We start from the raw sequence: 22,175 nt of genomic DNA on the forward strand, positions 1-22,175 counted from the left end.
CGCTGCGCCAGCGAATGGCTCCAGCCAAACCCCAACCCGCAATCCACTTCCACCGCACTGGTGCGATACACCCGCGTCCACTCAAACGGCAAAATCCCGTCCAACGTGCCATCGGTGAGGGTCAGCAGTTCCTCGCCGGTAACCATGGACACCGGGCAACCGTTGGTAACGGTTTTGTCCGCAGGAGCCGCCGCATCGCCATTCAGGTTCTTGCCCGAAGCAGGCACGTCATCAACGTGTTCTTTTTGCTTAACCACCGCGTTTTGCCGCGCCCGCCAGCGCATCTGCAGCGTGCCTTGCTTCAACCCGCCAACCACTCCGCGAACCGCCACCGCCTTGTAACGGTCCACCGCCTGCATGAATTTGGTCAGCATCCCGAGCAGGCTCCTGACAAAACCCACAGCGGCATCCAAAATCCGCGCGCCATACTTGGCCAGCCGCAAGCCGAGATAAGCCACGCCCGCCGCCGGCAACGCGATGGTCAGTACTGCGCCGATCACCAGATCAATCAGCAGCGACACTACAAAGCCCGCCGCCGTCTCGGCTATCTCGCCGGGTGGCAGTGCGTCCAGCCAGAGCATCGCGGTGCGCAGCATCAGGTACAGCGCGGCCTCATCGCTGGCCAGTAACATGGCCTGTTCCATGACCTTGGGCGCATCGGTGGCCAACTGCGCCAACCTGGCGGCCTCGGCGCCGAGTTGCTCAGTGAATTTCAGCGGGTCTTCAAGAATCGCCTGAACCAGCTTGATGCTGTCCCATACATCGCGGATTGCCGCCCAACTGCCCGCCAGCACGCCGCTGCCAATCGCGCTGGCAGTCGATTGTTGCCAGTACGGTTTGAAATCTTTCCACTGCTCGCGCAGCCAGTGCTCCAGGTCGGCCGTCAGCCCTGCGTAAGAGGCAAACAGCGCGTCCACTTGCTGCGCAGAAACGCCGCCCTGCACCCGCACCTGATAGCGCCCACCAGCGGCGCAAAAATGCGAACCCTTGCCATGTTCATCGAGCATGACAAGCGTGGAACTGCCGTCATCCAGCCCGACAACCTCCACCGGGATATCGCCGATCGGCACGTCATACACTGATTCGAACAAGCTCTGGATTTTAAGCTCGCCGCCCGCCGGGCACAGGGCCACGGTGGAAAATCCCATGTCAGTAATACTCACGGACTGTTGCGCATCGCCAACCCGCAGCACACGGTCCATCCCCAACAGCGACGGCATGTCGGCAGCATGGCTGAGCGTATCCAACGCCCGCGCATACCAGGCGTCCATCTGCTGGCGATACTCCGCCAGGCTCCGATGAAAGCCGTTGAGCTCATGTTCGATAAAGGCGATGTGGGCGGCGTTGGTCATCCGTGACGTCTCGGCAAAAAATGGCAAGGCGTCGGAGTCTGCTGCAGGAAAAAGCCGCTGGACGAATGGTTGGAAAAATCAGAATGGGATGACGCAGGACGGGTAAAAACCGCGAAAAACTATCCCGAAGGACTACGCAAAAAAGCGAACCGGCTCATTGCAATAAAGTCATGCAAATAAAAATTACTCTCATCCTTGCCCGATTTGGCGACATGGCCGTCATGGTTAATAGAACCTCCATTACGCAGGATTTCCCATGTCGCGCCTTGCTCGTCCCTTGCACCCACTGGCCCTGTCGGTGGCGATGGCTTTTGCCGCTGTGCCGTTGTTCGTCGTCCAGCCATTGTTTGCCGAAGAAACCGGCAGCGCGTTGCGCCGTTTTTCGGTTCCCGCGGGTGATTTGAGCCAATCCCTCAATCGTCTCGCCGAGCAGGCCGGGCTGGTACTGGCGTTTGATGCAGGCTTGACGCGCGGCAAGCACAGCAACGGTGTGAGCGGGCAATACGACACCGACGTGGCATTGGCGCAATTGCTCGCCGGCAGTGGCTTGCAGGCCATCAAGATCTCCGCCGACCGCTATCGCCTCGAAGCGTTCCCGAACGATGGCGGCGCCATGCAGTTGCAGGCCACCACCATCAGCGGCGCCTACCAGAGCGAAAGCCCCACTGGGCCGGTGGCGGGTTATGTCGCCACCCGCAGCCTGTCGGGCACCAAGACCGATACCGCGCTGATCGAGACGCCGCAGTCGATTTCGGTGGTCACCAAGGACCAGATGCGTGCGCAAAACGCCGAAAGCCTCAACCAGATCCTGCGCTACAGCGCCGCCGTGGTGCCGGAGACCCGTGGGGCCACGGCTTCGCGCCTCGACCAACTGACTATCCGTGGCTTCGCCCCGGCAACCTACCTCGACGGCCTGCGTATGCCATCGAGCCGAGATGCCTTGCCGCAAAAAGACGCCTTCGACCTGGAGCGCGTCGAAGTGCTGCGCGGCCCGGCCTCGGTGCTGTACGGGCAGGGCACGCCAAGCGGGGTGATCAACATGGTCACCAAACGCCCGCTGGACACGCCGTTTCATGAAGTCGGCGTGGAATACGGCACCTTCAACAAGAAGCGCACTACCTTTGATTTAAGCGGCCCGATTGATGATCAGGGTGTGTATGCCTATCGCGTGGCGGGGTTGTTCGATGACGCCGATGGCCAGGTCGACCACACCGAAACCCGCCGCCAGTCGCTGTCCAGTGCCTTCACCTGGCGCCCGGACGATGCTACCTCGCTGACCTTGCTTGGGCATTTTCAGAAAGACCCGAAGGGCGCGTCCTACGGGTCGGTGCCAGCCTGGGGCTCAGTGCTGCGCAGCCCTACGGGACGCAAGATCGATGTGGACTTCTATGACGGTGAAAAGAACTTCGAAAAAAGCGACCGCGAGCATTACTCCCTCGGCTATGCCTTCGAACATCACTTCAACGACGTGTGGACGGTGCGCCAGAACGCCCGTTACCTGCGCGCCGAGGGCGTCTATCGCAGCATCTATAACAGCTACCTGATGGGCGACTACCGCACCTCCAAGCGCTCGACCATCGCTGCCGATGTGGACATGGATGCCTACACCCTCGATAACCAGGTGCAGGCCAAATTCGACACTGGTTCGTTGCAGCACACGCTGTTGATGGGGCTCGATTACCAGAACACCCGCACCGACACCAAGACCGGTTATGGCAGTGGCCCGAACCTGGATATCTTCGATCCGGCCTACGGCGCGCCGGTCACCACACCCGCGTTCATCACCGACGCGACCTCGCGCAGCGAGCAGACCGGTGTTTACCTGCAAGAGCAAATGAAGTGGGACCAATGGGTGTTGTTGCTGGGTGGTCGCTATGACTGGGCCAGCACCGACAGCACCACCAAAACCATCAGCTCCGGCACCAAGAGCAAGTCGTCGCTGGACAGCAAGGCGTTTACCGGGCGGGTCGGCCTGGCCTACCTGTTCGATAACGGCCTGGCGCCGTACGCCAGCTACGCGGAGTCGTTCAACCCGCAATCGGGCACGGGTTACGGCGGTTCGGTGTTCAAGCCGACCGAAGGCAAACAGTATGAAATCGGCATCAAGTACCAGCCGCCAGGCAGCAACAGCTTCATTACGGCGGCGATTTTCGACTTGCGCCAATCCAACGTGCCGACCATGGATCCGGACCCGACGCACCTGTGCGGCAGTGGCCGCTGCCAGATCCAGGACGGCGAGCAACAGTCCCGTGGCTTTGAACTGGAAGGCAAGGCCAGCCTCAACGACAACCTGAACATTACCGCGGCTTACGCCTATCTGGACAACCGCGCGAGCAAATCCAACAGTACCGTTCGCTACGCGCCGATCAGCGATGTCGGCACTGGGCCGGCGATTGCCGTTGAGGGCACCACCACCTACGGCGTGCCACGCCATACGGCCTCGGCGTGGGCCGACTACACCTTCCACGACGGCCTGCTCAAGGGCTTCGGCGTGGGGGCCGGCGCGCGGTATGTGGGCTCGTCCTGGGGCGATACCGCCAACACCCTGAAGGTACCGGGCTACACTTTGATGGATGCGGCGCTGCACTACGACATCCCGAATATCGCCAACCCCAAAGACAACCTGCGCCTGGCGCTGAACGCGACCAACCTGGCAAACAAAGAATACGTGGCCTCGTGCTACTCCTATTCGTGGTGCTGGTATGGCTCGCAGCGCACCGTGCAGGCGAGTGCCACTTACCAGTGGTAATCGGCACCCTTTAGGGTGATCCGTTTTTTGTGGCGAGCGAGCTTTTGTGGCAAGCGAGCTGTTGTGGCGAGCGAGCTTGCTCGCGCTGGGCTGCGCAGCAGCCCCAAAACCTGACACTTGGGTACACCTGAAGTACACGGTCATCCGGTCAAGGGGCCGCTGCGCGCCCCAGCGCGAGCAAGCTCGCTCGCCACAGGTTTTTGCCAACATTTATTAGGTAAATGTTTACCCAGGAAGGCAATTTAATGGCCCCTTTGTAACAAAATCCCCGCCAAAATCACTTTTATTTTCAGGTGGTTAGATGGGGATGCAAATGCGCACTGTTGGAATGATGCTGATCGCCTGTTCCCTGGCTGGCGGCGCGGCGAGCGTGCAGGCCCGAGAGTTGCGCGAGGGTGACAAGTACATGTGCAGTTGGGGCGCAGGCACCGCCGCCAGGGCACAGGAACTCAAGCTGTCGGGTGTGTCGCTGTATGCCGCGCGGCAGAAGATCCAGACCATCAAGTTCAGCAAATCGTGGATGCGCATGATGGCCATGGGCATCACCGAGCAGACCTACGACAGCCGCTCACGGCTCAAGCCCGACGTCATCCGCCAGAGTTTTTACCAGGACTGCCTGCGCTACAAAGTGGCGCGTAAATGATCCAGGGCTGTTTTGCACCGGTCAGTGCAAAATCTGCGTAAGCCTGTCCAACTTTGCCTTGGCGCTGCTGGCCATACTGGCGCCAGGTAAACCAAGAGGCACAGGCCATGACTGATTACGTATTCCCCCCCGCGCCAACCCCATCCCTGGCCGTACAGGGCAGCGACGCACGTTTCCCGCTGCGCCGCGTGTTCTGCGTGGGCCGCAACTACAGTGAACACGCCCGTGAAATGGGGCATGACCCGGATCGCGAACCGCCATTTTTCTTCATGAAACCGGCGGACGCGGTGGTGCCGGCCGAAGGCGTGATCGCTTATCCGCCACTGACCGCCGACCTGCACCATGAGGTGGAGCTGGTGGTGGCCATCGGCAAGGGTGGGGTGGATATCAGCCCTGAAGCCGCTTTGTCTCACGTATGGGGATATGGCGTCGGTATCGACTTGACCCGTCGCGACCTGCAGGCCGAGGCGAAAAAGCTCGCGCGTCCGTGGGATTGGGGCAAGTCGTTCGATGAATCGGCGCCCAGCACCGCCTTGCAACCTGCGAGCGTTATCGGGCACCCGGCCAGCGGCAAGATCTGGCTCAAGGTCAATGGTCAGCAGCGCCAGGTCGGCGACTTGGCTGACCTGATCTGGTCGGTGAGTGAAATCATCAGCTACGCCTCAAAATCCGTAGCACTCAAGGCCGGTGACCTGATCTTTACCGGCACCCCGGCAGGCGTCGGCGCGTTGCAGCGTGGGGATGCGGTTACCGCTGGCATCGAGGGCATCGGCGAGTTGAGTTTCACCCTCAGCCAGGGTTGAGGCTAAAGTGGTGCCCAGGCCATTCGAGAGACTGTTATGCCAGGCACCCGCGTCACCACCTATGGCATGGAACAACGCAGCGACCGCCCCGACTTCTATATCCGCGACAAGCGCGGGCGGGCGGCGCTGACCAGCCCGCACCGGCATGAATACTTCCAGATCCAGATCAACCTGGGCGGCGACACCGTGCAACATATCGGCGGCGCGGTGCGTCCGTTCCCGCACAAAGCCATGGCGTTTATCCTGCCCCATCGCCTGCATGTGATTCCCCACCCGCAAGACGGCGAGTTCATGCTGATCAACTTCAGCCAGGCGTTCTTCCTGCCGCAGTTGACCTGCGACCCGCTGGACCTGGAAGACATCCCCATCAGCCAGGCGCCGGAGCTGTCACCGTTCCGTTTTCAGGAGCACCTGGACTTCATCCTTGACGACGCCGACTTTGAACAAGTGCACATCTGGCTCGGCCATATGCGCACCCTGGACGCCCAGCGCACTTTCGGCGCACGTGAGCGCTTGAAGGGCTACTTGTTCCAACTGATCGGCCTGGTTTGCCAGCAGTACGCCGAACCCTTGCAGGCGTTTGCCGCCAATAACACCACCCGACGCGGACGCAAAGACGCCTTGGCACGGGTGCACGGCTATATCCGCGAGCATCTGCACGAGCCGGGCCTCAATCTTACTGACGCTGCGGCCGCTGCGTTCCTGTCACCCAACTACCTCACCCATTTGCTGCGCAAAGAAACCGGCAAACCCTTTTCTCAGTGGGTGCTCGACCGCCGCATGCAATTGGCGCGCACCTTATTGCTCAACACTGCGCAATTGATAGGTGCAGTTGCCCTGCGTTGCGGGTTTACCGACGAGGCGTACTTTTCCCGCTGCTTTCGCAAGGCCCATGGCCTGGCGCCGGGGCAGTTTCGGCGTCAACAACAGGCAAAACCCCTGTAGTCGAGCGCCTTCTCTTACAAATCCACGACAATCTGTGTGTTTCTATTTACATACAATTGCGTGCATCCACGGAGGAGGCATCTATGCAAAACCCTATTCGGCTGGCGACGCTGGCGGATATCGACACGTTGTTCGCCATTCGCACGGCCGTGGTGCAGAACCACTTGAGCCGTGAGCAGATGGCGGATCTGGGCATTACGCCACAGGTGCTGGCGGACAGCATCCGTGAAGCGCCGTGCGTGTGGCTGGCAGAAGTGGAGGGCCAGCCGGCGGCTTTTTCGATGGTCAACTTTGACAGCGGCGAGGTATTTGCGATGTTCGTATTGCCCGCCTACGAAGGCCGGGGTTTGGGCCGCCAACTGATGGCGGTGGCTGAAGCCGCACTGTTTGAGCACCACCCGACGCTGTACCTGATCACCGACGGGCGCGGTGAAATCCGCGCCAACGGGTTTTACCAACGGCTGGGCTGGACGCAGGTGGGCCGGGTCGAGGGCGATGATGTGCGGTATGAAAAGAGCAGGGCACCTTAAATCATGAACCCGGCAGAACCCCCGTCCACCAACGGCCTTCGCTATGCGACGATCGGGGTTGCGTGCGCCGCGGTGCTGCTCGGCATCTTGTTTATGCGCTTCAATGCTCAGGTTGACCTGGAACGGGAAGAGGCCGCCGAACGCTTGGCGCTGTGCCAACATCTTGAAAGTGTGGCCCGTGCCACTTCGACTACCAGTCTGGAATCGCTTGAGGCCTGTAAGCAACTCAGAAAGCGTTACAGCGAGAGTGCCGCGCCGTGATAAGCAATAACCCTATTTGAACAATGGATATATAGCCACTAAGTGATAAGGGCTATATCGGTTTATTGCACCAAAAAGTGGCACTTGTTGACTTGGCTACCTTAAAAATCATGTGGTTATTGAATGACTTACGCGGCTTTTAATCCGACGAAAGGAATAAAATAATCTTGTTGCAGGTTTTGACAATCGTTACTATAGCCGGGCGTTCACCTCCCACGGTTTATGCATTTTTAAATCCCAAGTTTCCATCAGCTACTTGGGATTTTTTTTGCCTGGAGTTTGACCTCGGCATCACACTTCACTATCAGCGAACTCTGCACGCATGCGTCCATTGCGTTTGGCCTGATACAGCAACTTGTCGACCGACTCGACGAACGCCAGCAGGTCGCTGTTGGGCGTCACGGTATGCGTGCCCACCCCCAGGCTCAGGCTCAGCAACTTGGAAACCGGCGAAACGGCGTGTTCGATCTGCTGCTGGCAAATCAAGTGCAGGCAGCGCTGCGCCACTTGCCTTGCTGAGGCTGCGTCGGTTTCGGGCAGCAACCACACAAATTCCTCGCCGCCGATACGCGCAATAAAATCCCGTGGCCGGTTGGCCGCCTGCGACAAAGTGCGGGCCACCTGGCGCAAGGCTTCATCGCCCTTGATATGGCCGTAGTGGTCGTTGTACTGCTTGAAAAAGTCTATATCCAGAATAATCAACGACAGCGGCAATTGGCTGCGCAGGGCACTGGCCCATTCGCGTTCGAGCACGGTGTCGAACATGCGGCGGTTGGCGATGCCGGTGAGGCCGTCCTGGAAGGAGTATTCCTCCAGTTGTTTTTGCAGGCGGATCAAGTGCTCTTCGGTCTTCTTGCGCTCGCTGATATCGAACATAAAGCCGATCAAGGCTTCGACTTCGCCGTCCTTGCGCACCACATGCACCACATCGCGGATCCACACATACTCGCCGTTGGCCGTCAGTGCGCGGTAGTCGGCTTCGTGGTCCACGCCGGCACGCGATTGCGACACGCAAAAGTTCACCACGTATTCACGGTCGTCCGGGTGCATGCGTTCGACCCAATCATCCACGCTCACCCAGCTTTGCGGGCTCCAGCCCAGCAGCGTTTCGATCTGCGGGCCGATGTAGCTGAAGGTCATGCTCTGCCAGTCGATGCGCCAAGGGATGGCCTTGGTCGACTCCAGCAGGGTTTTGTACACGTCGCTGTCGGGCTGGCTCGGGGGAACGATGCTCATGGCGGGCGGCTCAGGGTGATGGCGAAAAGCCAAGAGCGTCTTTTGATACAGGTTGTGAGTCAAGCCCTTGCCAAAGCAGCAGACGAGAGGTCGTGTGTTGGGTTTCTGGCGCCAGTGCACCAGCGTTTACAGGGCGAAATGTGGCACAGCTATCACTTTTGAATTAATTGTTCAGTAGCAGGCAAAACCTTATCTATGCTGGTTGCATCACACCCACAGGGTCGAACCCAGGGATGGGGGCTCAGCATGATTGCGCTCGACGAACTCAATAAGATCATGGCCGCGGGCTTCCTGCCGCTGGCCTGTGATTGCAGCCTCAACAGCGACGGCTCGCTGCGCATCAGGGTGTTCGAGCCAGCGTCGGGTCGCGTCGATCTGCTGTTGACCCGGGTCTCGCCCCAAGGCCTGGACAGCATCCGTTCCATCTCAAACCTTATTGGCGAACTGCGCACCGAGATCAAGGCCGGGCGGCGTGGCTTTGCGGCAGTCGGTTAACTGTTGACGCTGCTGGTGGGGGCGGTGTCAGCGCCATAGTAGCGCCAGCAGCAATGCCGATGCTCCGGCAGGATTACGCAGCCGCTGAGGCTGACGATCAACAGGGCGGCAACCAGCATAGAGAGTCGACGGGGCATGATATTTCCTCATTGTGTGTTTTGCGTTACCTGTTGAACGCCACCACCTGCACAAATCCGTCGCGATGCTTTCAAACATTTCATCCAGCGTTTTCTTCCCTTGAGCAATACTCCCATCGTCGAGAAACAATTCACCGTTCTCGCGACGGATTTTCCTGTGCCCAGCGTTCAACCCATCAGATGCGAACATTTTCGTCCGCCGTATGAAGGAGTTGCCATGAACCCTCTGGCCAAATTGCGCTATGCCTTGTTGGTCCCGCTGGCCTTCGCCGCGCTTGTCAGCACCCCGACCTTTGCCCAGACCGAAGTGATCATTCGCCAGGCCCCACCGGCCGAACGCGTTGAAGTGATCCCGGCTGAGCGCCCGGGCTTTGTCTGGGACCGTGGCCACTGGCAATGGGAACGTGGCGCGTATGCCTGGGTGCCGGGCCACTGGCAGGAAGTAGTGCGTAACGCACGCTGGGAGCCTGGGCACTGGGAATCCCGTGGCCCCAACTGGTACTGGCGCAAAGGGCACTGGATTCGCTGAAACCTCTTAGCCCCCGGACCGAGTATTACCTGATTGAAAGACACTGATCCGGACGTTGAGCTACTGGCACGTATCGGCAACAACGAACCTGCGGCCGTCAACGAAATGGTGACGCGCAAGCTGCCGCGCCTGCTTGCGCTTGCCGGGCGGCTGCTGGGGGATGCCGACGAAGCCAAGGACGTGGCCCAGGAAAGCTTCCTGCGCATCTGGCGCCAGGCTGCCAACTGGCGCCCCGGCGAAGCGCGTTTTGACACTTGGCTGCACCGCGTGGCGCTCAACCTGTGCCATGACCGCTTGCGCCGGCGCAAGGAACGCCCGTTGAACGAGGATGAAGCGCTGGAACTGGCAGACAGCGCACCCTCGCCAGATGAACAGTTGGAAACGGCGGACCGCAGTGCAAGGATGGCCGCCGCCCTGGCGGCCTTGCCCGAGCGCCAGCGTGAAGCCATTGTGCTGCAGTACTACCAGGAGCTGTCGAACATCGACGCCGCGGCCCTGATGAACATCAGCGTCGAGGCACTGGAGAGCCTGCTGTCGCGGGCCCGACGCCAGTTGCGCAGCCAACTTGCCGACACACCCGGGCTCGCCCGCCCAGGAAGGGGAAAACCATGACACCTGAACGCTTTGCGCACTTGGCTGACGCCTACGGCGCCAGCCTGCATCGCTGGCCCAGCGCCGAACAAGCCGCCGCCCAGGCACTGCTCGACAGCGGCAACCCACGCGCGCGCGAGGCGTTGCGCGAGGTCGGTTGGCTCGACGCCCAGTTGGACAGCCATCAGTTGGTGTTCAACGAACCGGCGCTTGCACGACAGATTCGCGAGTCTGCACCGCGACGGCCGTCGTTCTGGGCACGCTATGCCAACTGGCTGTCGCCTGCCGGGTTGGTGGGCGTGGGCATTGCCGGCATCGCCGCCGGGGTACTGGTGGCGTCACTGAGTGTGCCGTTGCCGATGCTGTCATCCGACGTGCTGCCCAGCGTCTTCGATCAGGGCGACGCCGATGTCGTCTTCACCGTCAACGCCGAGGAAACCGAGCAATGACCCCAACTTCCCTTAAACCCTGGCTGGTTTTCTCGGTATTACTCAATGTGTTTTTGATCGGTGGCGTGGGCGGCGGCCTCTATCACTGGATGGCTACCGCCAAGCCCGCAGAAGCGGTGGTCAACCAGCACGGTCTGCGCCAGGCGATGATCAAGTTGCCGATGGAGCGGCGCAAGGAATTGCGCCAGTTGTTGCGCCACAACCGCGCCGACAGCCAGCCGCTGATCATGGCCGGTCGCGAAGCACGCCTGGGGGTGATCAAGCAGCTCGAAGCGCCGACGCTGGATCGCGATGCGCTGGTCACTGAACTGGCCAAGGCCCGCGAGGCAGATGCGGCGCTCCGGGCATTGGTGGACGCGACGCTGGCGCAGTTTGCGAGCAATTTGCCCCAGGATGAACGGCAAAAACTGGTCGAGGCGCTGTACCAGCGTGGGCAGGCCAAAAACCGCGAGAAACTGCCGCAGGTGGCGGGGACTAGACCGCGTTCCTGAGCGGTTGCTCACATCCAGCTGATGCAATGCGATCCAAGTGTGGGAGCTGGCTTGTCGGGTCGCCGCATCGCTGCCTGCGTATCGAGCGCGCCGACGGAGTATTGCCACGAGCGTGTTGGCCTTGCGTCTCGACTCGCTGCAAGCGCTTGGGTACCTTGAGCACGGCGGCGTATTGCCGTTTGTGATCCGTTAGACTGTGCAACGGACCCGTCAAGGAGCGCTCGATGATTGACCCGCAAGTACTGCAACAGTTGGCCCCGGATGGCGTACTGCGCGCCGCTATTAACCTTGGTAACCCGGTGCTGGCGCAGCGCGGCGCCGACGGCGAGCCGCAGGGTGTGTCGGTGGCACTCGCACGCGCGCTGGCCGAGGAGCTGGGCGCCAGCCTGGAGCTGATCACCTTTGACGCCGCCGGCAAGGTCTTTGCCGCCTTGGCCGAAGACGCGTGGCGCGTGGCGTTCCTGGCGATCGAGCCGGTGCGTGAGCAGCAAATCGCCTTCAGCGCACCGTATGTGGCGATCAAGGGCACGTACCTGGTGGCGGCTGATTCGGCGCTGACCCAGGTGGCGCAACTGGATGCGCCGGGCAAGCGTATCGCCGTGGGACAGGGCGCGGCCTACGACCTGTACCTGAGCCGAACCGTGCAGCACGCCGAACTGGTGCGTGCGCCCACTTCTGCGGCGGCGGTGGACTGGTTTATCGAGCAAGGCCTGGATGCGGCGGCGGGGGTGCGGGATTTTCTGCAAACCCGTGTGTCTGCGCACTGGCGCCTGCTTGACGATAACTTCATGACCATTCACCAGGCCATGGCCGTTCCAGTGGCGCATGCAGCCGCTGCCGCGTTCGTCAAATCCTTTGTCGAACGGCAGAAAGCCAAGGGTGGAGTCAAGCGCGGTTTGCTGGACAGCGGGCAGAGTGCGGACTTACAGGCGTCGTAGGAAGGACTTGACGATGTGGCGGGTGGCGTCGGTGGTGTCCAGTTCGTCCATGGCGCCGTAAGCGTGCCACCGGCAGTCAATGATCTCGTTGCAAGGGCGCGCCTCGCTGATGTTCACCACCGAGGCCTCGAACACGTGGTGCACGGTGTCGCGGGCCTTCAGCTCCTGCAAGTACAACAAACCATCCACATTCAACCCGGTTTCTTCTTCCAGCTCGCGTGCGGCGGCGCCGACCGGGCGCTCGTCACGCTCGACCTTGCCGCCCGGCAAGGCCCATTTCGAGCGGGCCTTGCGCACGAAGAGGATATGCCCCTGGTGTTCACAAATTACGGTTGCACGGATTTTCAATGTCTACACCTGCCTGGCCCAATGGCTGTCATGAAAGTGTAATGCAATTGTCATGCTGATTCAGGCTGGCATGCACCAGCGGTGATGTGGATACTGCCCCCTTGATGAAAACGGACGAGGACAACTGATGAATACCGTACGTTGGGGCATGATTGGCTGTGGCAGCGTCACTGAACTCAAGAGTGGACCCGCCTTCTACAAAGCGCCAGGTTCGGCGCTGGTGGCCGTGATGGGGCGCCGTGAAGAAGCTGTGCGTGATTATGCGGCACGCCACGGCATTGCCCGTTTTTATACCGACGCCCAGGCCTTGATCGACGACCCTGAAGTGGACGCGGTGTACATCGCCACACCGCCCGACAGCCACCTCGAATACAGCCTGATGGTGGCGGCAGCCGGCAAGCATTGCTGCGTCGAAAAGCCCATGTCGTTGAATGCCGAGCAGAGCGCCTTGATGCAGCGCACCTTCGAGCGGGCCGGGCTGCACTTGTTTGTCTCTTACTACCGCCGTTCGTTGCCGCGCTTTCAACAAGTACGCGACTGGCTGCAGGCAGGGCGCATTGGCGAGTTGCGCCACGTGACCTGGAGCCTGTGCAAGCCACCGGCGGCCGCCGATGCCAGCGCTGCCAACTGGCGCACCGACCCGACTATTGCCGGCGGCGGCTACTTTGCCGACCTGGCGAGCCATGGGTTTGATTTGTTCCAGTACCTGGCCGGCGATATCGTCGAGGTCACCGGGTTTACCGCGCGCCAGGCTGGCAATTACGTGGCTGAAGATGCGGTAACGGCTTGCTGGACTTTCGCAAATGGCGCGCTGGGCATGGGTTGCTGGAACTTTGTCGCAGACCGGCGCGAAGACCGCGTGGAGCTGATCGGCAGCCGCGGCCGCATCACCTTTGCCGTGTTTGAAGACCAGCCGTTACGCCTGGAAGGTGAGGTGAATGAGGTGCTGGAAATACCCTGCCATGAACATATCCAGTGGCATCACGTACTGGCCATGAATGCGCATATTTGTGGCGAAGCCGAACATCCGTCACTGGCGATCGAGGCGCTGAAGACCGACCGGATCCTCGATAAGGTGTTACTCCGTAACCCTAATTTGCCGGGTTAATGGGGATATACCTGTTTTTTCTCTCAGGAATAGGCAAATGAAATATTGGATGCTGTTGTGGCTGTTACTGGCCACCAATGTGCTGGCGGCCCCACGTAGCCAAGGGACGCCTGGGGAGTTTGATTTTTATGTGTTGTCGCTGTCATGGTCGCCGACGTTCTGCCTGACGCACCCTGGCAACGAGCAATGCACGGGCAAAGGCTACGGGTTTGTGTTGCACGGGCTTTGGCCGCAGTACGCCAAGGGCGGCTGGCCCGCGTCGTGCGATACGCAATCGCGATTGTCGGCGGCGGACCTGGCCAAAGGTGCGCTGATCTTCCCCACGCAGGCGTTGCTCAAGCACGAGTGGGCCAAACACGGCACCTGCAGCGGGCTGGACGCTTCGCGTTACCTGGAGGCCACCGATACGGCCTTGGCCAACGTGCAGATTCCGCAGCAGTTGCAGCCGTTCAATGTGCCCAATTACATGGATGCACAAGCGATCGAGAGCCTGTTCCGCCAGAGCAACCCGGCCATGGGCAACCATGGCATGGCGGTCATTTGCAAAGGCAAGGTGCTGTCTGAAGTACGCGTGTGCCTGAGCAAAGAGCTGCGTTTTGCCGGCTGCCCCCGCAGTGTTAAGAGCCAATGCAGGGGCGGTGATATCCGCATTCCGGTTCAGCGTTGATCAACTGTCGGGGTGCAAGGCGATGGCGCCAACCGCCGTTGCACTCGACGCGCCGGCGCGATCCGCCAGGTAACGCGCCGGCGGCTGGCCCACGGCTTTACGGAACATGGTGATAAAGCCGCTGGCGTTCTCGTAACCCAGGTCCAGCGCTACCCGTTGCACGCTTTCACCCTTGGCCAGGCGTTGCAGTGACAGAATCACATGTAACTGCCGGCGCCAGCGGCCGAAACTCAAACCCAGCTCCTCCAGCAGCAGGCGCGTCATGCTGCGCTCGCTCATGCCGATGCGCTGTGCCCATTGTTCGAGCGTGGACTTGTCGCTGGGGTCTGCCAGCAAACTGTCGGCAAGGCGCCGCAGTCGCAGGTCCTGGGGCATGGGCAGGTGCAAGTCTTCAATGGGGGCTTGGGCCAGTTCGTCCAACAATGTGTTGATCAAGCGTCCCTGCGCACCGTTTTCCTCGTACAAGTGCGGAAAACTCACCGCCTTGCTGATCAACTCATGCAACAGCCCGGACACGGCTAACGTGCAGCCTTGGGTGGGCAGAGCGCCGGCGGCGTCCGGGTCGATCAGCAGGCAATACACCTCAGCCTCCCCGGCACCCCGCGCGGCATGGGCCAGGCCGCCGGGAATCCAGAGTGCGCACTGGGGCGGCACGATCCAGATGCCGGCCTCGATCTGGCAATGAATCACCCCGCGCAGGGTGTACATCAACTGGCCTTTGCGGTGCGAGTGCGGCGTATGTTCCCAACGCTCGGACGTGCTGGTGGCGCCTACGGCGACCACTGCGCGCGGGATCAGGTCGGCGTCCCTGGACCGGGACAGGTCGCGTTCTTCAAGGCGGTGGCGTTGCATGGCGGATTCGCTATTTGGCCGAATTGCGAAATATTCTGGCTATTCTGTGCAATGCCGTCCAGTCGCAAGATCTCTATAGTGAGAGCCACTCTCATTTAGGAGCTTTGCCATGCGACTCGACAGTTCAACCTTTCCCGTGGTGAAAATCGTGTTTGACGCGCCTAACGAAGGCGGCCCGGAGGATGCTTTTGCGGTGTTCGAAAGCCTGCTGGCTCGCCAGCAAGCGTTTGTGCTGCTGCACGAAAAAGCCGTCGACGAAAACAACCACGAGCACTCTCACGAGGAGCGTAAACACGCCTCGATCTGGATGAAAAAAAACAAACAGGCGCTGCGCACTTACGTCAAAGGCATGATCCAGGTGGAACCCAGCGCCGCGCAACGCCTGGCCCTCAAGCCGTTTGCGCTGATGTTCGGCAAGGCCTGGGGCTACCCGCTGCTGGTGGTGGAATCCAGGGAGCGCGCCTGGGCGCTGGCGCGGGATGTACTCGATGAGCAGGTGTCGGATGTGGCGCATTTTTGATGTGCCCGATCGTTGCGCTATCGTTCCCATGCTCCGCGTGGGCATGCATCCTGTGACGCTCCGCGTCACGACTTCAGGTGCGGGACGCGGAGCGTCCGAGGCGGCATTCCCACGCAGCGCGTAGGAACGATCAAGGGGGTGTCCTCGCGGACGCATTAAAGTATCCTCCGCGCCCCGCTTATCACTGATTCAATAAGAATGACCGGACAAGACATGCAGGCACTGCTGGAATCGATCCTGAGCGAAGTTCGCCCCCTGATCGGCCAGGGTAAAGTCGCCGACTACATTCCCGCACTCGCCGATGTACCTGCCAATCAGCTTGGCATCGCCGTGTACGGCAACGATGGCTCGGCCTATTGCGCAGGCGATGCCGACACGCTGTTCTCGGTACAGAGCATCTCCAAGGTGTTCAGCCTGGTGCAGGCCATCGACCATGGCGGCGAAACCATCTGGGAGCGCCTGGGCCACGAGCCTTCGGGGCAACCGTTCAATTCCATGGTGCAGCTGGAGTTCGAACGCGGCCGCCCGCGCAATCCCTTCATCAATGCCGGCGCCCTGGTGATCTGCGACATCAACCAGTCACGCTTCGCCGTGCCGATTTTGTCGATGCGTGACTTTGTGCGGCGCCTGTCGGGTAACCCGCAAATCCTGGTCAACAGCGTCGTCGCCGACTCCGAGGCCCAGCACGGCGCGCGCAACGCGGCCATGGCCTATTTGATGAAGTCCTTCGGCAACTTCCACAACGACGTCGACGCGGTGCTGCACAGTTACTTCAACTACTGCGCGCTGCAAATGAGCTGCCTGGATTTGGCCCGGGCATTCAGCTTCCTGGCCAACGAGGGCGTAAGTGCCCACAGTGGCGAGCAGATTTTGACCGCGCGCCAGACCAAGCAGGTCAACTCGATCATGGCCACCAGCGGGCTGTATGACGAGGCGGGCAACTTTGCCTACCGTGTGGGTTTGCCGGGCAAGAGTGGCGTCGGCGGCGGAATTGTCGCCGTGGTGCCGGGGCAGTTTACGGTGTGCGTGTGGTCGCCGGAATTGAATGCGGCGGGGAACTCGCTGGCGGGGATGAAGGCGTTGGAGTTGCTGAGTGAGCGGATTGGGTGGTCGGTGTTTTGAGTGCCTGGGGATTCACGCTGATGCATGAATCCCCTTGCTGATCAGGACTTACGAGGCTTCACGAACAGATCAAGCATCAAAAACAATGCCCCGGCTGTAATTGCGATATCGGCAATATTGAACACGCCGGTATGTGTTGGCCCCACGTTCAGCACCATGTAATCCACGACATGCCCGTCGCGAAACACACGGTCGATCAAGTTGGCGATACCGCCCAAGGCAATTGCGTAAAGCGGCAAGACTTTACGCAGCGGCTGGCTCCAGTTGGAAAGCGACCACCACATGGCCCACGTCACCACGACGGCTACGCCAACGATAAAGATCAGCTGTTTGACCTGCGGCGGCAATGCGGCGCCCAGGCTGAGGAAGGCGCCTGGGTTGAGGCTCAGTTCCAGCGCAAGGTTGAGAGGGCTGGAGCCAATTTTGAAGCTGCTGGCTTGCAGCGAAACCAGGGCCAGCAGTTTGACTAGCTGGTCCACGGCAATAAAGGCAATGCCGGCGAGGAGGGCGAAGGTGCGGCTTCGTAGAAGGGGCGAGGTACTCAAGCGGTAACTTCCTGTTCCGGTCTGTCGATAGAGCGCCCGAAGATAGCTCAGGCGCTCTACCTCGTCCATCTTCAGGCGGCTGGGTGGGCCACGTTCAGGGCTTTGTCCACCAGCAACTGCACACCTTCGAGCATGCGGCAGATGCCCAGCGCGACATTGCGTTGGGAGCCGTCGATTTCAAACGCCAGGTGGTTGGCGATATCGCTGATGGACGCCAAGTCCTGGGAAGCGTTGACCAGCAGGGTTTCGGTGCCCAGGTCGGCGCGCACGGTGAAGATGCCTTCACTGGGTTCGGGAATGGGTTTGCCGGGGTTGAGGTAGTGGGCGATCGCACGGTAGGCCACTTCGTGCAGGGTGCTGGTGTCGTAGTCTGGCTGGCCTGGGGGATTTGGGCTGTCTTTGATCATGGTGAAGCTCCTTTATAAATGGAGCTGCCACGATTCGCGGTCAAACGAATTAGGGTGGCAGCTATACGCGGGTTGACCGACCGGCTAAAGAAGCAAATCCGGCATACCCGAAGGTATCCCGCGTACAGCTGCCGCGACACGATACATCAGGCGTAAAAAAAACGCCCAGGATCGGTGTGGGTGCAGTTGCTCTTTAAAGTCGGACGGTCAAATCCGGCCGCTGAATTGGCAGCGACGGCACAGAGATTAGTCAGCCCACTTCCGACCGACAACCTGAAACCACTGTGGGAAATATCTGAACGCACACGATCTCCTGTGGGAGCTGGCTTGCCTGCGATAGCCATAGGTATCTACACAACCGGTTAACACGAAGTCTGTGGCAGGTGGGCTGTTGTGGCGAGCAGGACAAGCCTGCTCGCCACAGGAGAAATAGGCTGCTTTTAAAAGTTGTGTAGATACCTATGCTGCGATAGCAGTGTGTCAGTCAACCCATGCGGTACTGAAAGGCCGTCATCGCAGGCAAGCCAGCTCCCACCTATTGATCTTCATCGGTTTTGAGGTTGATCGTTCACAACGCGTGGAAACGATCTTCAGGCGGCTGGGTGCGCTACGTTCAGAGCTTTGTCCACCAGCAGTTGCACACCTTCGAGCATGCGGCAGATGCCCAGCGCGACATTGCGTTGGGAGCCGTCGATTTCAAACGCCAGGTGGTTGGCGATATCGCTGATGGACGCCAAGTCCTGGGAAGCGTTGACCAGCAGGGTTTCGGTGCCCAGGTCGGCGCGCACGGTGAAGATGCCTTCGCTGGGCTCGGGAATGGGTTTGCTGGAGTTGAGGTAGTGGGCGATCGCACGGTAGGCCACTTCGTGCAGGGTGCTGGTGTCGTAGTCTGGCTGGCCTGGGGGATTTGGGCTGTCTTTGATCATGGTGAAGGTCCTAAGATTAAGTGGAGCTGCCAACGTTCGCGGTCAAGCGAAGAGGGTGGCAGCTGTACACGGGTTGACCGACCGGCAATCAAAGGAAATCCGGCATACCCGAAGGTATCCCGCATACAGCCACCGCAACACGATACCTCAGGCGTGAAAAAAACACCTGAAATAGGTTAGAGCCAAGCTGTACTTTAATTAATCGGACGGTCAAATCCGGCCGCTGAATTGGCAGCGACGGCACAGAGATTAGTCAGCCCACTTCCGACCGACAACCTGAAACCACTGTGGGAAATATCTGAACGCGTGCGATCACCTGTGGGAGCTGGCTTGCCTGCGATAGCAGTGTGTCAGTCAACCCATCCGGCACTGAAAGGCCGCCATCGCAGGCAAGCCAGCTCCCACAGGTTGATCTTCATCGCTCTTTGATGGCGAGTGTCATACCTGCGAGCTATGAACCAGGCGCAAACCAGCGTATCCAACCCGCCCATAACAGCATGAGCACGCCGACACACAGCAGTACGGCGTACACCGGCCGTACGCGGCGGACGCGGTCTTGCAGTGCGCCAAGGGTGCAGAGTGCAATGAGCAGCGCGAACACCCAGCGGGGCAGGTGGGCGGTGATGCCTAAACGGTTTCGTGCCCGTGGCTTGATCGGCGAAGTGTTGCGGGTTGCGGGTTTTGGCCGGTTCATGGACGAGTCCTTTCGCTCATGATGAATGGGTGAGCCAATCGATGATTGCGCTCTCGACTGGCTAAGCTAGCGCAGTTTGTGGGAGGCGTAACCTGTGAGAATTGACAGTTTTTTGAACTGTTTTGGCATTCACCGGAGATTCAATGTGGGAGCTGGCTTGCCTGCGATAGCAGTGTGTCTGCCAACCCATGCGGTACTGGAAGATCGCTATCGCAGGCAAGCCAGCTCCCACAGGTTGATCTTCATTGGGGTGGAGATTTGTGTTTGTTCCAAACAAAAAATGCGCCCCAGAGGGCGCATTTTTTTGTTCGGTCAGCAATCACCTAATCAAGCAATCGCATCCCAAGCCCGATCACCGTGCTCGTCTTTAATCCGAGTCGGCAAGCCCATCACGTCCAGCGCCTTCAGGAACGGCTCAGCCGGCAGTTCCTCGACGTTGGCCATGTGTTTCACATCCCACTCGCCACGCGCTACCAGCAGCGCAGCGGCTACCGGAGGCACGCCTGCGGTGTAGGAGATGCCTTGGCTGTCGGTCTCGGCAAAGGCTTCTTCATGGCACGCCACGTTGTAGATGAACATCTCACGTGGCTGGCCGCCTTTGGTGCCTTTGACCAGGTCACCGATGCAGGTTTTGCCGGTGTAGCCGGGGGCGAGCGAAGACGGGTCGGGCAGCACGGCCTTGACCAGTTTAAGCGGTACGACTTCCAGGCCTTCGGCGGTGGTGACCGGTTTTTCGGAGAGCAGGCCGAGGTTTTTCAATACGGTGAACACGTTGATGTAGTGTTCGCCGAAGCTCATCCAGAAACGCACGTTGGGCACGTCGAGGTTTTTCGACAGCGAGTGCACTTCATCGTGGCCGGTAAGGTAGAGGTTCTGCGAACCGACGACCGGCAGGTCGTCGGTGCGTTTGACTTCGAACATGGTGTTGCTGGTCCACTGGCTGTTCTGCCAGCTCCACACCTGCCCGGTGAACTCGCGGAAGTTGATTTCCGGGTCGAAGTTGGTGGCGAAGTATTTGCCATGGCTGCCGGCATTGACGTCGAGAATATCGATTGAATCAATGCGGTCGAAATGCTGTTGCTGCGCCAGCGCGGCATACGCGTTGACGACACCCGGGTCGAAGCCCACGCCAAGGATGGCGGTGATGTTCTTCTGTTTGCACTCTTCCAGGTGGTTCCATTCATAGTTGCCGTACCACGGCGGGGTCTCGCAGACCTTGCCCGGCTCTTCGTGAATGGCGGTGTCCAGGTACGCAACGCCCGTGTCGATGCAGGCACGCAGTACCGACATGTTGAGGAACGCGGAACCCACGTTGATAACGATCTGCGACTCGGTCTCGCGGATCAGGGCCTTGGTCGCTTCCACGTCCAAAGCGTTCAGCGCAAAGGCCTGGATGTCGGCGGGCACCTTGAGGCTACCCTTGGCCTTGACGCTGTCGATGATGGCCTGGCATTTGGAGATGTTGCGCGACGCGATAGCAATACGACCGAGTTCGTCGTTGTGCTGCGCGCACTTGTGGGCCACCACCTTGGCGACACCTCCTGCACCAATGATAAGAACGTTCTTTTTCAATTGCTTTATCTCTCCTTTATCCGCCAGCTTACGAAAGGCTGGACAGGTAGTCGTCGTAACCAAATTCACGAACCACCTCGACTGTACCGTCGAGTTGTTTCACTACGATGGACGGCATTTTCAGGCCGTTGAACCAGTTTTTCTTGACCATGGTGTAGCCTGCGGTGTCGATGAACGACAGCCGATCGCCGATGGCCAGCGGACGATCAAATTGATACTCGCCGAAGATGTCCCCGGCCAGGCAGGATTTGCCGCACACCATCACGGTGTGTTCGCCGTCGCTCGGCGCTAATTTGGCGTTGAGGCGGTAGATCAGCAAGTCCAGCAGGTGAGCTTCGATGGAGCTGTCGACCACGGCGAGGTTCTTGCCGTTGTAGAGGGTGTCGAGCACGGTGACTTCCAGCGAGGCGCTGTTGGTGATCGCTGCTTCACCCGGTTCCAGATACACCTGCACGCCGTACTGCTCGGAGAACGCTTTCAAGCGCGCGCAGAACGCGTCCACGGCATAGTCTTCACCGGTGAAGTGGATGCCGCCGCCAAGGCTGACCCACTCGACCTTGTGCAGCAGCGCGCCGAAGCGTTCTTCGATGGTGCCGAGCATTTTGTCGAACAGGCTGAAGTCGCCGTTCTCACAGTTGTTGTGGAACATGAAGCCCGAGATTTGATCAATCACGCCTTCGATCTTCACCGGGTCCCATTCGCCCAGGCGGCTGAACGGGCGCGCCGGGTCGGCGAGCAAATAGTCGGAGCTGCTCACCTGCGGGTTGACGCGCAGGCCGCGGGTCTTGCCTTCGCTGCGTTCGGCAAAACGTTGCAGTTGGCTGATGGAGTTGAAGATGATCTTGTCGCAGTTCTCCAGCATCTCTTCGATTTCGTCATCGGCCCAGGCCACGCTGTAGGCGTGCGCTTCACCTTCGAACTTCTGGCGACCGAGCTTCAATTCATACAGCGACGACGAGGTGGTGCCGTCCATGTATTGCTGCATCAGGTCGAATACCGACCAGGTAGCAAAGCACTTGAGCGCCAGCAAAGCCTTGGCGCCGGACTGCTCGCGCACGTAAGCAATCTTCTGCATGTTGACCAGAAGCTTCTGTTTATCGATGAGGTAGTACGGCGTTTTGATCATTTTTGAGAGCCTGCGGCGGTGCCTGCCAAAAAAGGACACGCATTGTGCCCGCACTTGGATCAGATCGAAAGGTTAGCGGGCGGATTTGCTGAACCCTACGTCGCAATAAAGACATTCTCGTGAACCCTGGCTGCCATTA

General features: G+C 59.9%; 27 protein-coding genes. 16 read left to right on the forward strand and 11 right to left on the reverse strand.

Annotated features, from left to right (window positions below; genetic code table 11):
* Positions 1-1,352, reverse strand: a 1,352-nt coding sequence (locus GIW48_RS19055; RefSeq protein WP_236461409.1) for a DUF6531 domain-containing protein, incomplete at its 3' end; no start/stop codon positions are given.
* Between the two features lie 256 nt (positions 1,353-1,608).
* Here GIW48_RS19055 and GIW48_RS19060 point away from each other — a divergent pair.
* From GIW48_RS19060 to GIW48_RS19085, 6 genes are all read left to right on the forward strand, one after another.
* On the forward strand, positions 1,609-4,101 hold the full coding sequence (locus GIW48_RS19060; RefSeq protein ID WP_236461411.1) for a TonB-dependent siderophore receptor: 2,493 nt from the start codon (positions 1,609-1,611) through the stop codon (positions 4,099-4,101).
* A 313-nt stretch (positions 4,102-4,414) separates the two neighbouring features.
* Positions 4,415-4,744 carry a hypothetical protein gene (locus GIW48_RS19065; RefSeq protein ID WP_026013691.1) on the forward strand — a complete coding sequence of 110 codons (330 nt, stop codon included), beginning with the start codon at positions 4,415-4,417 and terminating at the stop codon, positions 4,742-4,744.
* Positions 4,745-4,851: 107 nt separating this feature from the next.
* Positions 4,852-5,547 carry a fumarylacetoacetate hydrolase family protein gene (locus GIW48_RS19070; protein ID WP_017136888.1) on the forward strand — a complete coding sequence of 232 codons (696 nt, stop codon included), beginning with the start codon at positions 4,852-4,854 and terminating at the stop codon, positions 5,545-5,547.
* A 36-nt stretch (positions 5,548-5,583) separates the two neighbouring features.
* Positions 5,584-6,492, forward strand: coding sequence for a helix-turn-helix transcriptional regulator (locus GIW48_RS19075; RefSeq protein ID WP_017136887.1), 909 nt, complete (start codon positions 5,584-5,586; stop codon positions 6,490-6,492).
* Positions 6,493-6,575: 83 nt separating this feature from the next.
* Complete coding sequence (locus GIW48_RS19080) at positions 6,576-7,022, forward strand: GNAT family N-acetyltransferase (protein WP_017136886.1); 447 nt, start codon at positions 6,576-6,578, stop codon at positions 7,020-7,022.
* A gap of 3 nt (positions 7,023-7,025) precedes the next feature.
* Positions 7,026-7,283, forward strand: a complete 258-nt coding sequence (locus GIW48_RS19085) for a hypothetical protein (protein ID WP_017136885.1) — start codon at positions 7,026-7,028, stop codon at positions 7,281-7,283.
* Between the two features lie 291 nt (positions 7,284-7,574).
* Here GIW48_RS19085 and GIW48_RS19090 read toward each other — a convergent pair whose 3' ends face one another.
* A complete protein-coding gene (locus GIW48_RS19090) occupies positions 7,575-8,519 on the reverse strand; it encodes a sensor domain-containing diguanylate cyclase (RefSeq protein WP_017136884.1) in 945 nt (314 codons plus the stop codon).
* 246 nt (positions 8,520-8,765) lie between these two features.
* Here GIW48_RS19090 and GIW48_RS19095 point away from each other — a divergent pair, with 246 nt between their 5' ends.
* Positions 8,766-9,014, forward strand: a complete 249-nt coding sequence (locus tag GIW48_RS19095) for a DUF1652 domain-containing protein (protein ID WP_017136883.1) — start codon at positions 8,766-8,768, stop codon at positions 9,012-9,014.
* Here GIW48_RS19095 and GIW48_RS19100 read toward each other — a convergent pair.
* A complete protein-coding gene (locus GIW48_RS19100; protein WP_017136882.1) occupies positions 9,011-9,151 on the reverse strand; it encodes a hypothetical protein in 141 nt (46 codons plus the stop codon). The two genes, GIW48_RS19095 and GIW48_RS19100, sit on opposite strands and share 4 nt — an antisense overlap.
* A 217-nt stretch (positions 9,152-9,368) precedes the next feature.
* Here GIW48_RS19100 and GIW48_RS19105 point away from each other — a divergent pair, with 217 nt between their 5' ends.
* The 5 genes from GIW48_RS19105 (at position 9,369) to GIW48_RS19125 (ending at position 12,149) form a co-directional block, all read left to right on the forward strand.
* Positions 9,369-9,680 (forward strand): YXWGXW repeat-containing protein, encoded by a 312-nt coding sequence (locus tag GIW48_RS19105; protein WP_017136881.1) that lies wholly within the window; start codon positions 9,369-9,371, stop codon positions 9,678-9,680.
* A 33-nt stretch (positions 9,681-9,713) separates the two neighbouring features.
* Positions 9,714-10,292: an RNA polymerase sigma factor gene (locus GIW48_RS19110; RefSeq protein ID WP_017136880.1), complete on the forward strand. Its 579-nt coding sequence runs from the start codon at positions 9,714-9,716 to the stop codon at positions 10,290-10,292.
* Positions 10,289-10,720, forward strand: coding sequence for a hypothetical protein (locus GIW48_RS19115; RefSeq protein ID WP_099547787.1), 432 nt, complete (start codon positions 10,289-10,291; stop codon positions 10,718-10,720). Before GIW48_RS19110 ends, GIW48_RS19115 begins: the two co-directional genes overlap by 4 nt.
* Positions 10,717-11,211, forward strand: a complete 495-nt coding sequence (locus GIW48_RS19120) for a periplasmic heavy metal sensor (protein WP_017136878.1) — start codon at positions 10,717-10,719, stop codon at positions 11,209-11,211. The genes GIW48_RS19115 and GIW48_RS19120 overlap by 4 nt, the downstream gene beginning before the upstream one ends.
* A gap of 224 nt (positions 11,212-11,435) precedes the next feature.
* Positions 11,436-12,149, forward strand: a complete 714-nt coding sequence (locus GIW48_RS19125) for a transporter substrate-binding domain-containing protein (RefSeq protein ID WP_099547788.1) — start codon at positions 11,436-11,438, stop codon at positions 12,147-12,149.
* On the opposite strand, the gene GIW48_RS19130 is transcribed toward GIW48_RS19125, so the two are convergent.
* On the reverse strand, positions 12,135-12,497 hold the full coding sequence (locus GIW48_RS19130) for an NUDIX hydrolase (protein ID WP_017136876.1): 363 nt from the start codon (positions 12,495-12,497) through the stop codon (positions 12,135-12,137). The genes GIW48_RS19125 and GIW48_RS19130 overlap by 15 nt on opposite strands.
* 127 nt (positions 12,498-12,624) lie before the next feature.
* Here GIW48_RS19130 and GIW48_RS19135 point away from each other — a divergent pair, with 127 nt between their 5' ends.
* Positions 12,625-13,605, forward strand: a complete 981-nt coding sequence (locus GIW48_RS19135) for a Gfo/Idh/MocA family protein (RefSeq protein ID WP_099547789.1) — start codon at positions 12,625-12,627, stop codon at positions 13,603-13,605.
* 37 nt (positions 13,606-13,642) lie between these two features.
* Positions 13,643-14,272 (forward strand): ribonuclease T2 family protein, encoded by a 630-nt coding sequence (locus GIW48_RS19140; RefSeq protein ID WP_099547790.1) that lies wholly within the window; start codon positions 13,643-13,645, stop codon positions 14,270-14,272.
* Here the strand turns inward: GIW48_RS19140 and GIW48_RS19145 are convergent, their stop codons facing one another.
* A complete protein-coding gene (locus tag GIW48_RS19145) occupies positions 14,273-15,124 on the reverse strand; it encodes an AraC family transcriptional regulator (protein WP_017136874.1) in 852 nt (283 codons plus the stop codon).
* A gap of 109 nt (positions 15,125-15,233) precedes the next feature.
* Between GIW48_RS19145 and GIW48_RS19150 the strand changes: the two genes are divergently transcribed.
* Positions 15,234-15,644 carry a hypothetical protein gene (locus GIW48_RS19150; RefSeq protein ID WP_099547791.1) on the forward strand — a complete coding sequence of 137 codons (411 nt, stop codon included), beginning with the start codon at positions 15,234-15,236 and terminating at the stop codon, positions 15,642-15,644.
* 213 nt (positions 15,645-15,857) lie between these two features.
* Positions 15,858-16,766: a glutaminase B gene (gene glsB, locus GIW48_RS19155; RefSeq protein ID WP_017136872.1), complete on the forward strand. Its 909-nt coding sequence runs from the start codon at positions 15,858-15,860 to the stop codon at positions 16,764-16,766.
* 41 nt (positions 16,767-16,807) lie between these two features.
* Here the strand turns inward: glsB and GIW48_RS19160 are convergent, their stop codons facing one another.
* From GIW48_RS19160 to GIW48_RS19185, 6 genes are all read right to left on the reverse strand, one after another.
* Positions 16,808-17,311 (reverse strand): signal peptidase II, encoded by a 504-nt coding sequence (locus GIW48_RS19160; protein WP_169987747.1) that lies wholly within the window; start codon positions 17,309-17,311, stop codon positions 16,808-16,810.
* Positions 17,312-17,382: 71 nt separating this feature from the next.
* Positions 17,383-17,718 carry a DUF6124 family protein gene (locus GIW48_RS19165; protein WP_017136868.1) on the reverse strand — a complete coding sequence of 112 codons (336 nt, stop codon included), beginning with the start codon at positions 17,716-17,718 and terminating at the stop codon, positions 17,383-17,385.
* Positions 17,719-18,308: 590 nt separating this feature from the next.
* Entirely contained in the window at positions 18,309-18,644 is a 336-nt protein-coding gene (locus GIW48_RS19170; protein WP_138453237.1) for a DUF6124 family protein, read from the reverse strand.
* Positions 18,645-19,095: 451 nt separating this feature from the next.
* Positions 19,096-19,338, reverse strand: coding sequence for a hypothetical protein (locus GIW48_RS19175; protein ID WP_186618248.1), 243 nt, complete (start codon positions 19,336-19,338; stop codon positions 19,096-19,098).
* Between the two features lie 327 nt (positions 19,339-19,665).
* Positions 19,666-20,910, reverse strand: coding sequence for a saccharopine dehydrogenase family protein (locus GIW48_RS19180; RefSeq protein ID WP_017136866.1), 1,245 nt, complete (start codon positions 20,908-20,910; stop codon positions 19,666-19,668).
* A 28-nt stretch (positions 20,911-20,938) separates the two neighbouring features.
* Positions 20,939-22,036, reverse strand: coding sequence for a carboxynorspermidine decarboxylase (locus GIW48_RS19185; protein WP_017136865.1), 1,098 nt, complete (start codon positions 22,034-22,036; stop codon positions 20,939-20,941).
* Between the last annotated feature and the right edge of the window lie 139 nt (positions 22,037-22,175).

The sequence above is a fragment of the Pseudomonas sp. PA-6-3C genome (genome assembly GCF_021605825.1).
GTDB lineage: Bacteria > Pseudomonadota > Gammaproteobacteria > Pseudomonadales > Pseudomonadaceae > Aquipseudomonas > Aquipseudomonas edaphica.

Excerpts from the sequence above, each read along its gene's own strand:
- GIW48_RS19100 (WP_017136882.1), bottom strand. The coding sequence starts at position 9,151 with ATGCCCCGTCGACTCTCTATGCTGGTTGCCGCCCTGTTGATCGTCAGC.
- GIW48_RS19105 (WP_017136881.1), top strand. The coding sequence starts at position 9,369 with ATGAACCCTCTGGCCAAATTGCGCTATGCCTTGTTGGTCCCGCTGGCC.
- GIW48_RS19125 (WP_099547788.1), top strand. The coding sequence starts at position 11,436 with ATGATTGACCCGCAAGTACTGCAACAGTTGGCCCCGGATGGCGTACTG.
- GIW48_RS19140 (WP_099547790.1), top strand. The coding sequence starts at position 13,643 with ATGAAATATTGGATGCTGTTGTGGCTGTTACTGGCCACCAATGTGCTG.
- GIW48_RS19175 (WP_186618248.1), bottom strand. The coding sequence starts at position 19,338 with ATGAACCGGCCAAAACCCGCAACCCGCAACACTTCGCCGATCAAGCCA.
- GIW48_RS19120 (WP_017136878.1), top strand. The coding sequence starts at position 10,717 with ATGACCCCAACTTCCCTTAAACCCTGGCTGGTTTTCTCGGTATTACTC.
- GIW48_RS19070 (WP_017136888.1), top strand. The coding sequence starts at position 4,852 with ATGACTGATTACGTATTCCCCCCCGCGCCAACCCCATCCCTGGCCGTA.
- GIW48_RS19080 (WP_017136886.1), top strand. The coding sequence starts at position 6,576 with ATGCAAAACCCTATTCGGCTGGCGACGCTGGCGGATATCGACACGTTG.
- GIW48_RS19085 (WP_017136885.1), top strand. The coding sequence starts at position 7,026 with ATGAACCCGGCAGAACCCCCGTCCACCAACGGCCTTCGCTATGCGACG.
- GIW48_RS19115 (WP_099547787.1), top strand. The coding sequence starts at position 10,289 with ATGACACCTGAACGCTTTGCGCACTTGGCTGACGCCTACGGCGCCAGC.
- GIW48_RS19170 (WP_138453237.1), bottom strand. The coding sequence starts at position 18,644 with ATGATCAAAGACAGCCCAAATCCCCCAGGCCAGCCAGACTACGACACC.
- GIW48_RS19135 (WP_099547789.1), top strand. The coding sequence starts at position 12,625 with ATGAATACCGTACGTTGGGGCATGATTGGCTGTGGCAGCGTCACTGAA.
- GIW48_RS19145 (WP_017136874.1), bottom strand. The coding sequence starts at position 15,124 with ATGCAACGCCACCGCCTTGAAGAACGCGACCTGTCCCGGTCCAGGGAC.
- GIW48_RS19075 (WP_017136887.1), top strand. The coding sequence starts at position 5,584 with ATGCCAGGCACCCGCGTCACCACCTATGGCATGGAACAACGCAGCGAC.
- GIW48_RS19185 (WP_017136865.1), bottom strand. The coding sequence starts at position 22,036 with ATGATCAAAACGCCGTACTACCTCATCGATAAACAGAAGCTTCTGGTC.
- glsB (WP_017136872.1), top strand. The coding sequence starts at position 15,858 with ATGCAGGCACTGCTGGAATCGATCCTGAGCGAAGTTCGCCCCCTGATC.
- GIW48_RS19165 (WP_017136868.1), bottom strand. The coding sequence starts at position 17,718 with ATGATCAAAGACAGCCCAAATCCCCCAGGCCAGCCAGACTACGACACC.
- GIW48_RS19065 (WP_026013691.1), top strand. The coding sequence starts at position 4,415 with ATGCGCACTGTTGGAATGATGCTGATCGCCTGTTCCCTGGCTGGCGGC.
- GIW48_RS19090 (WP_017136884.1), bottom strand. The coding sequence starts at position 8,519 with ATGAGCATCGTTCCCCCGAGCCAGCCCGACAGCGACGTGTACAAAACC.
- GIW48_RS19150 (WP_099547791.1), top strand. The coding sequence starts at position 15,234 with ATGCGACTCGACAGTTCAACCTTTCCCGTGGTGAAAATCGTGTTTGAC.
- GIW48_RS19095 (WP_017136883.1), top strand. The coding sequence starts at position 8,766 with ATGATTGCGCTCGACGAACTCAATAAGATCATGGCCGCGGGCTTCCTG.
- GIW48_RS19060 (WP_236461411.1), top strand. The coding sequence starts at position 1,609 with ATGTCGCGCCTTGCTCGTCCCTTGCACCCACTGGCCCTGTCGGTGGCG.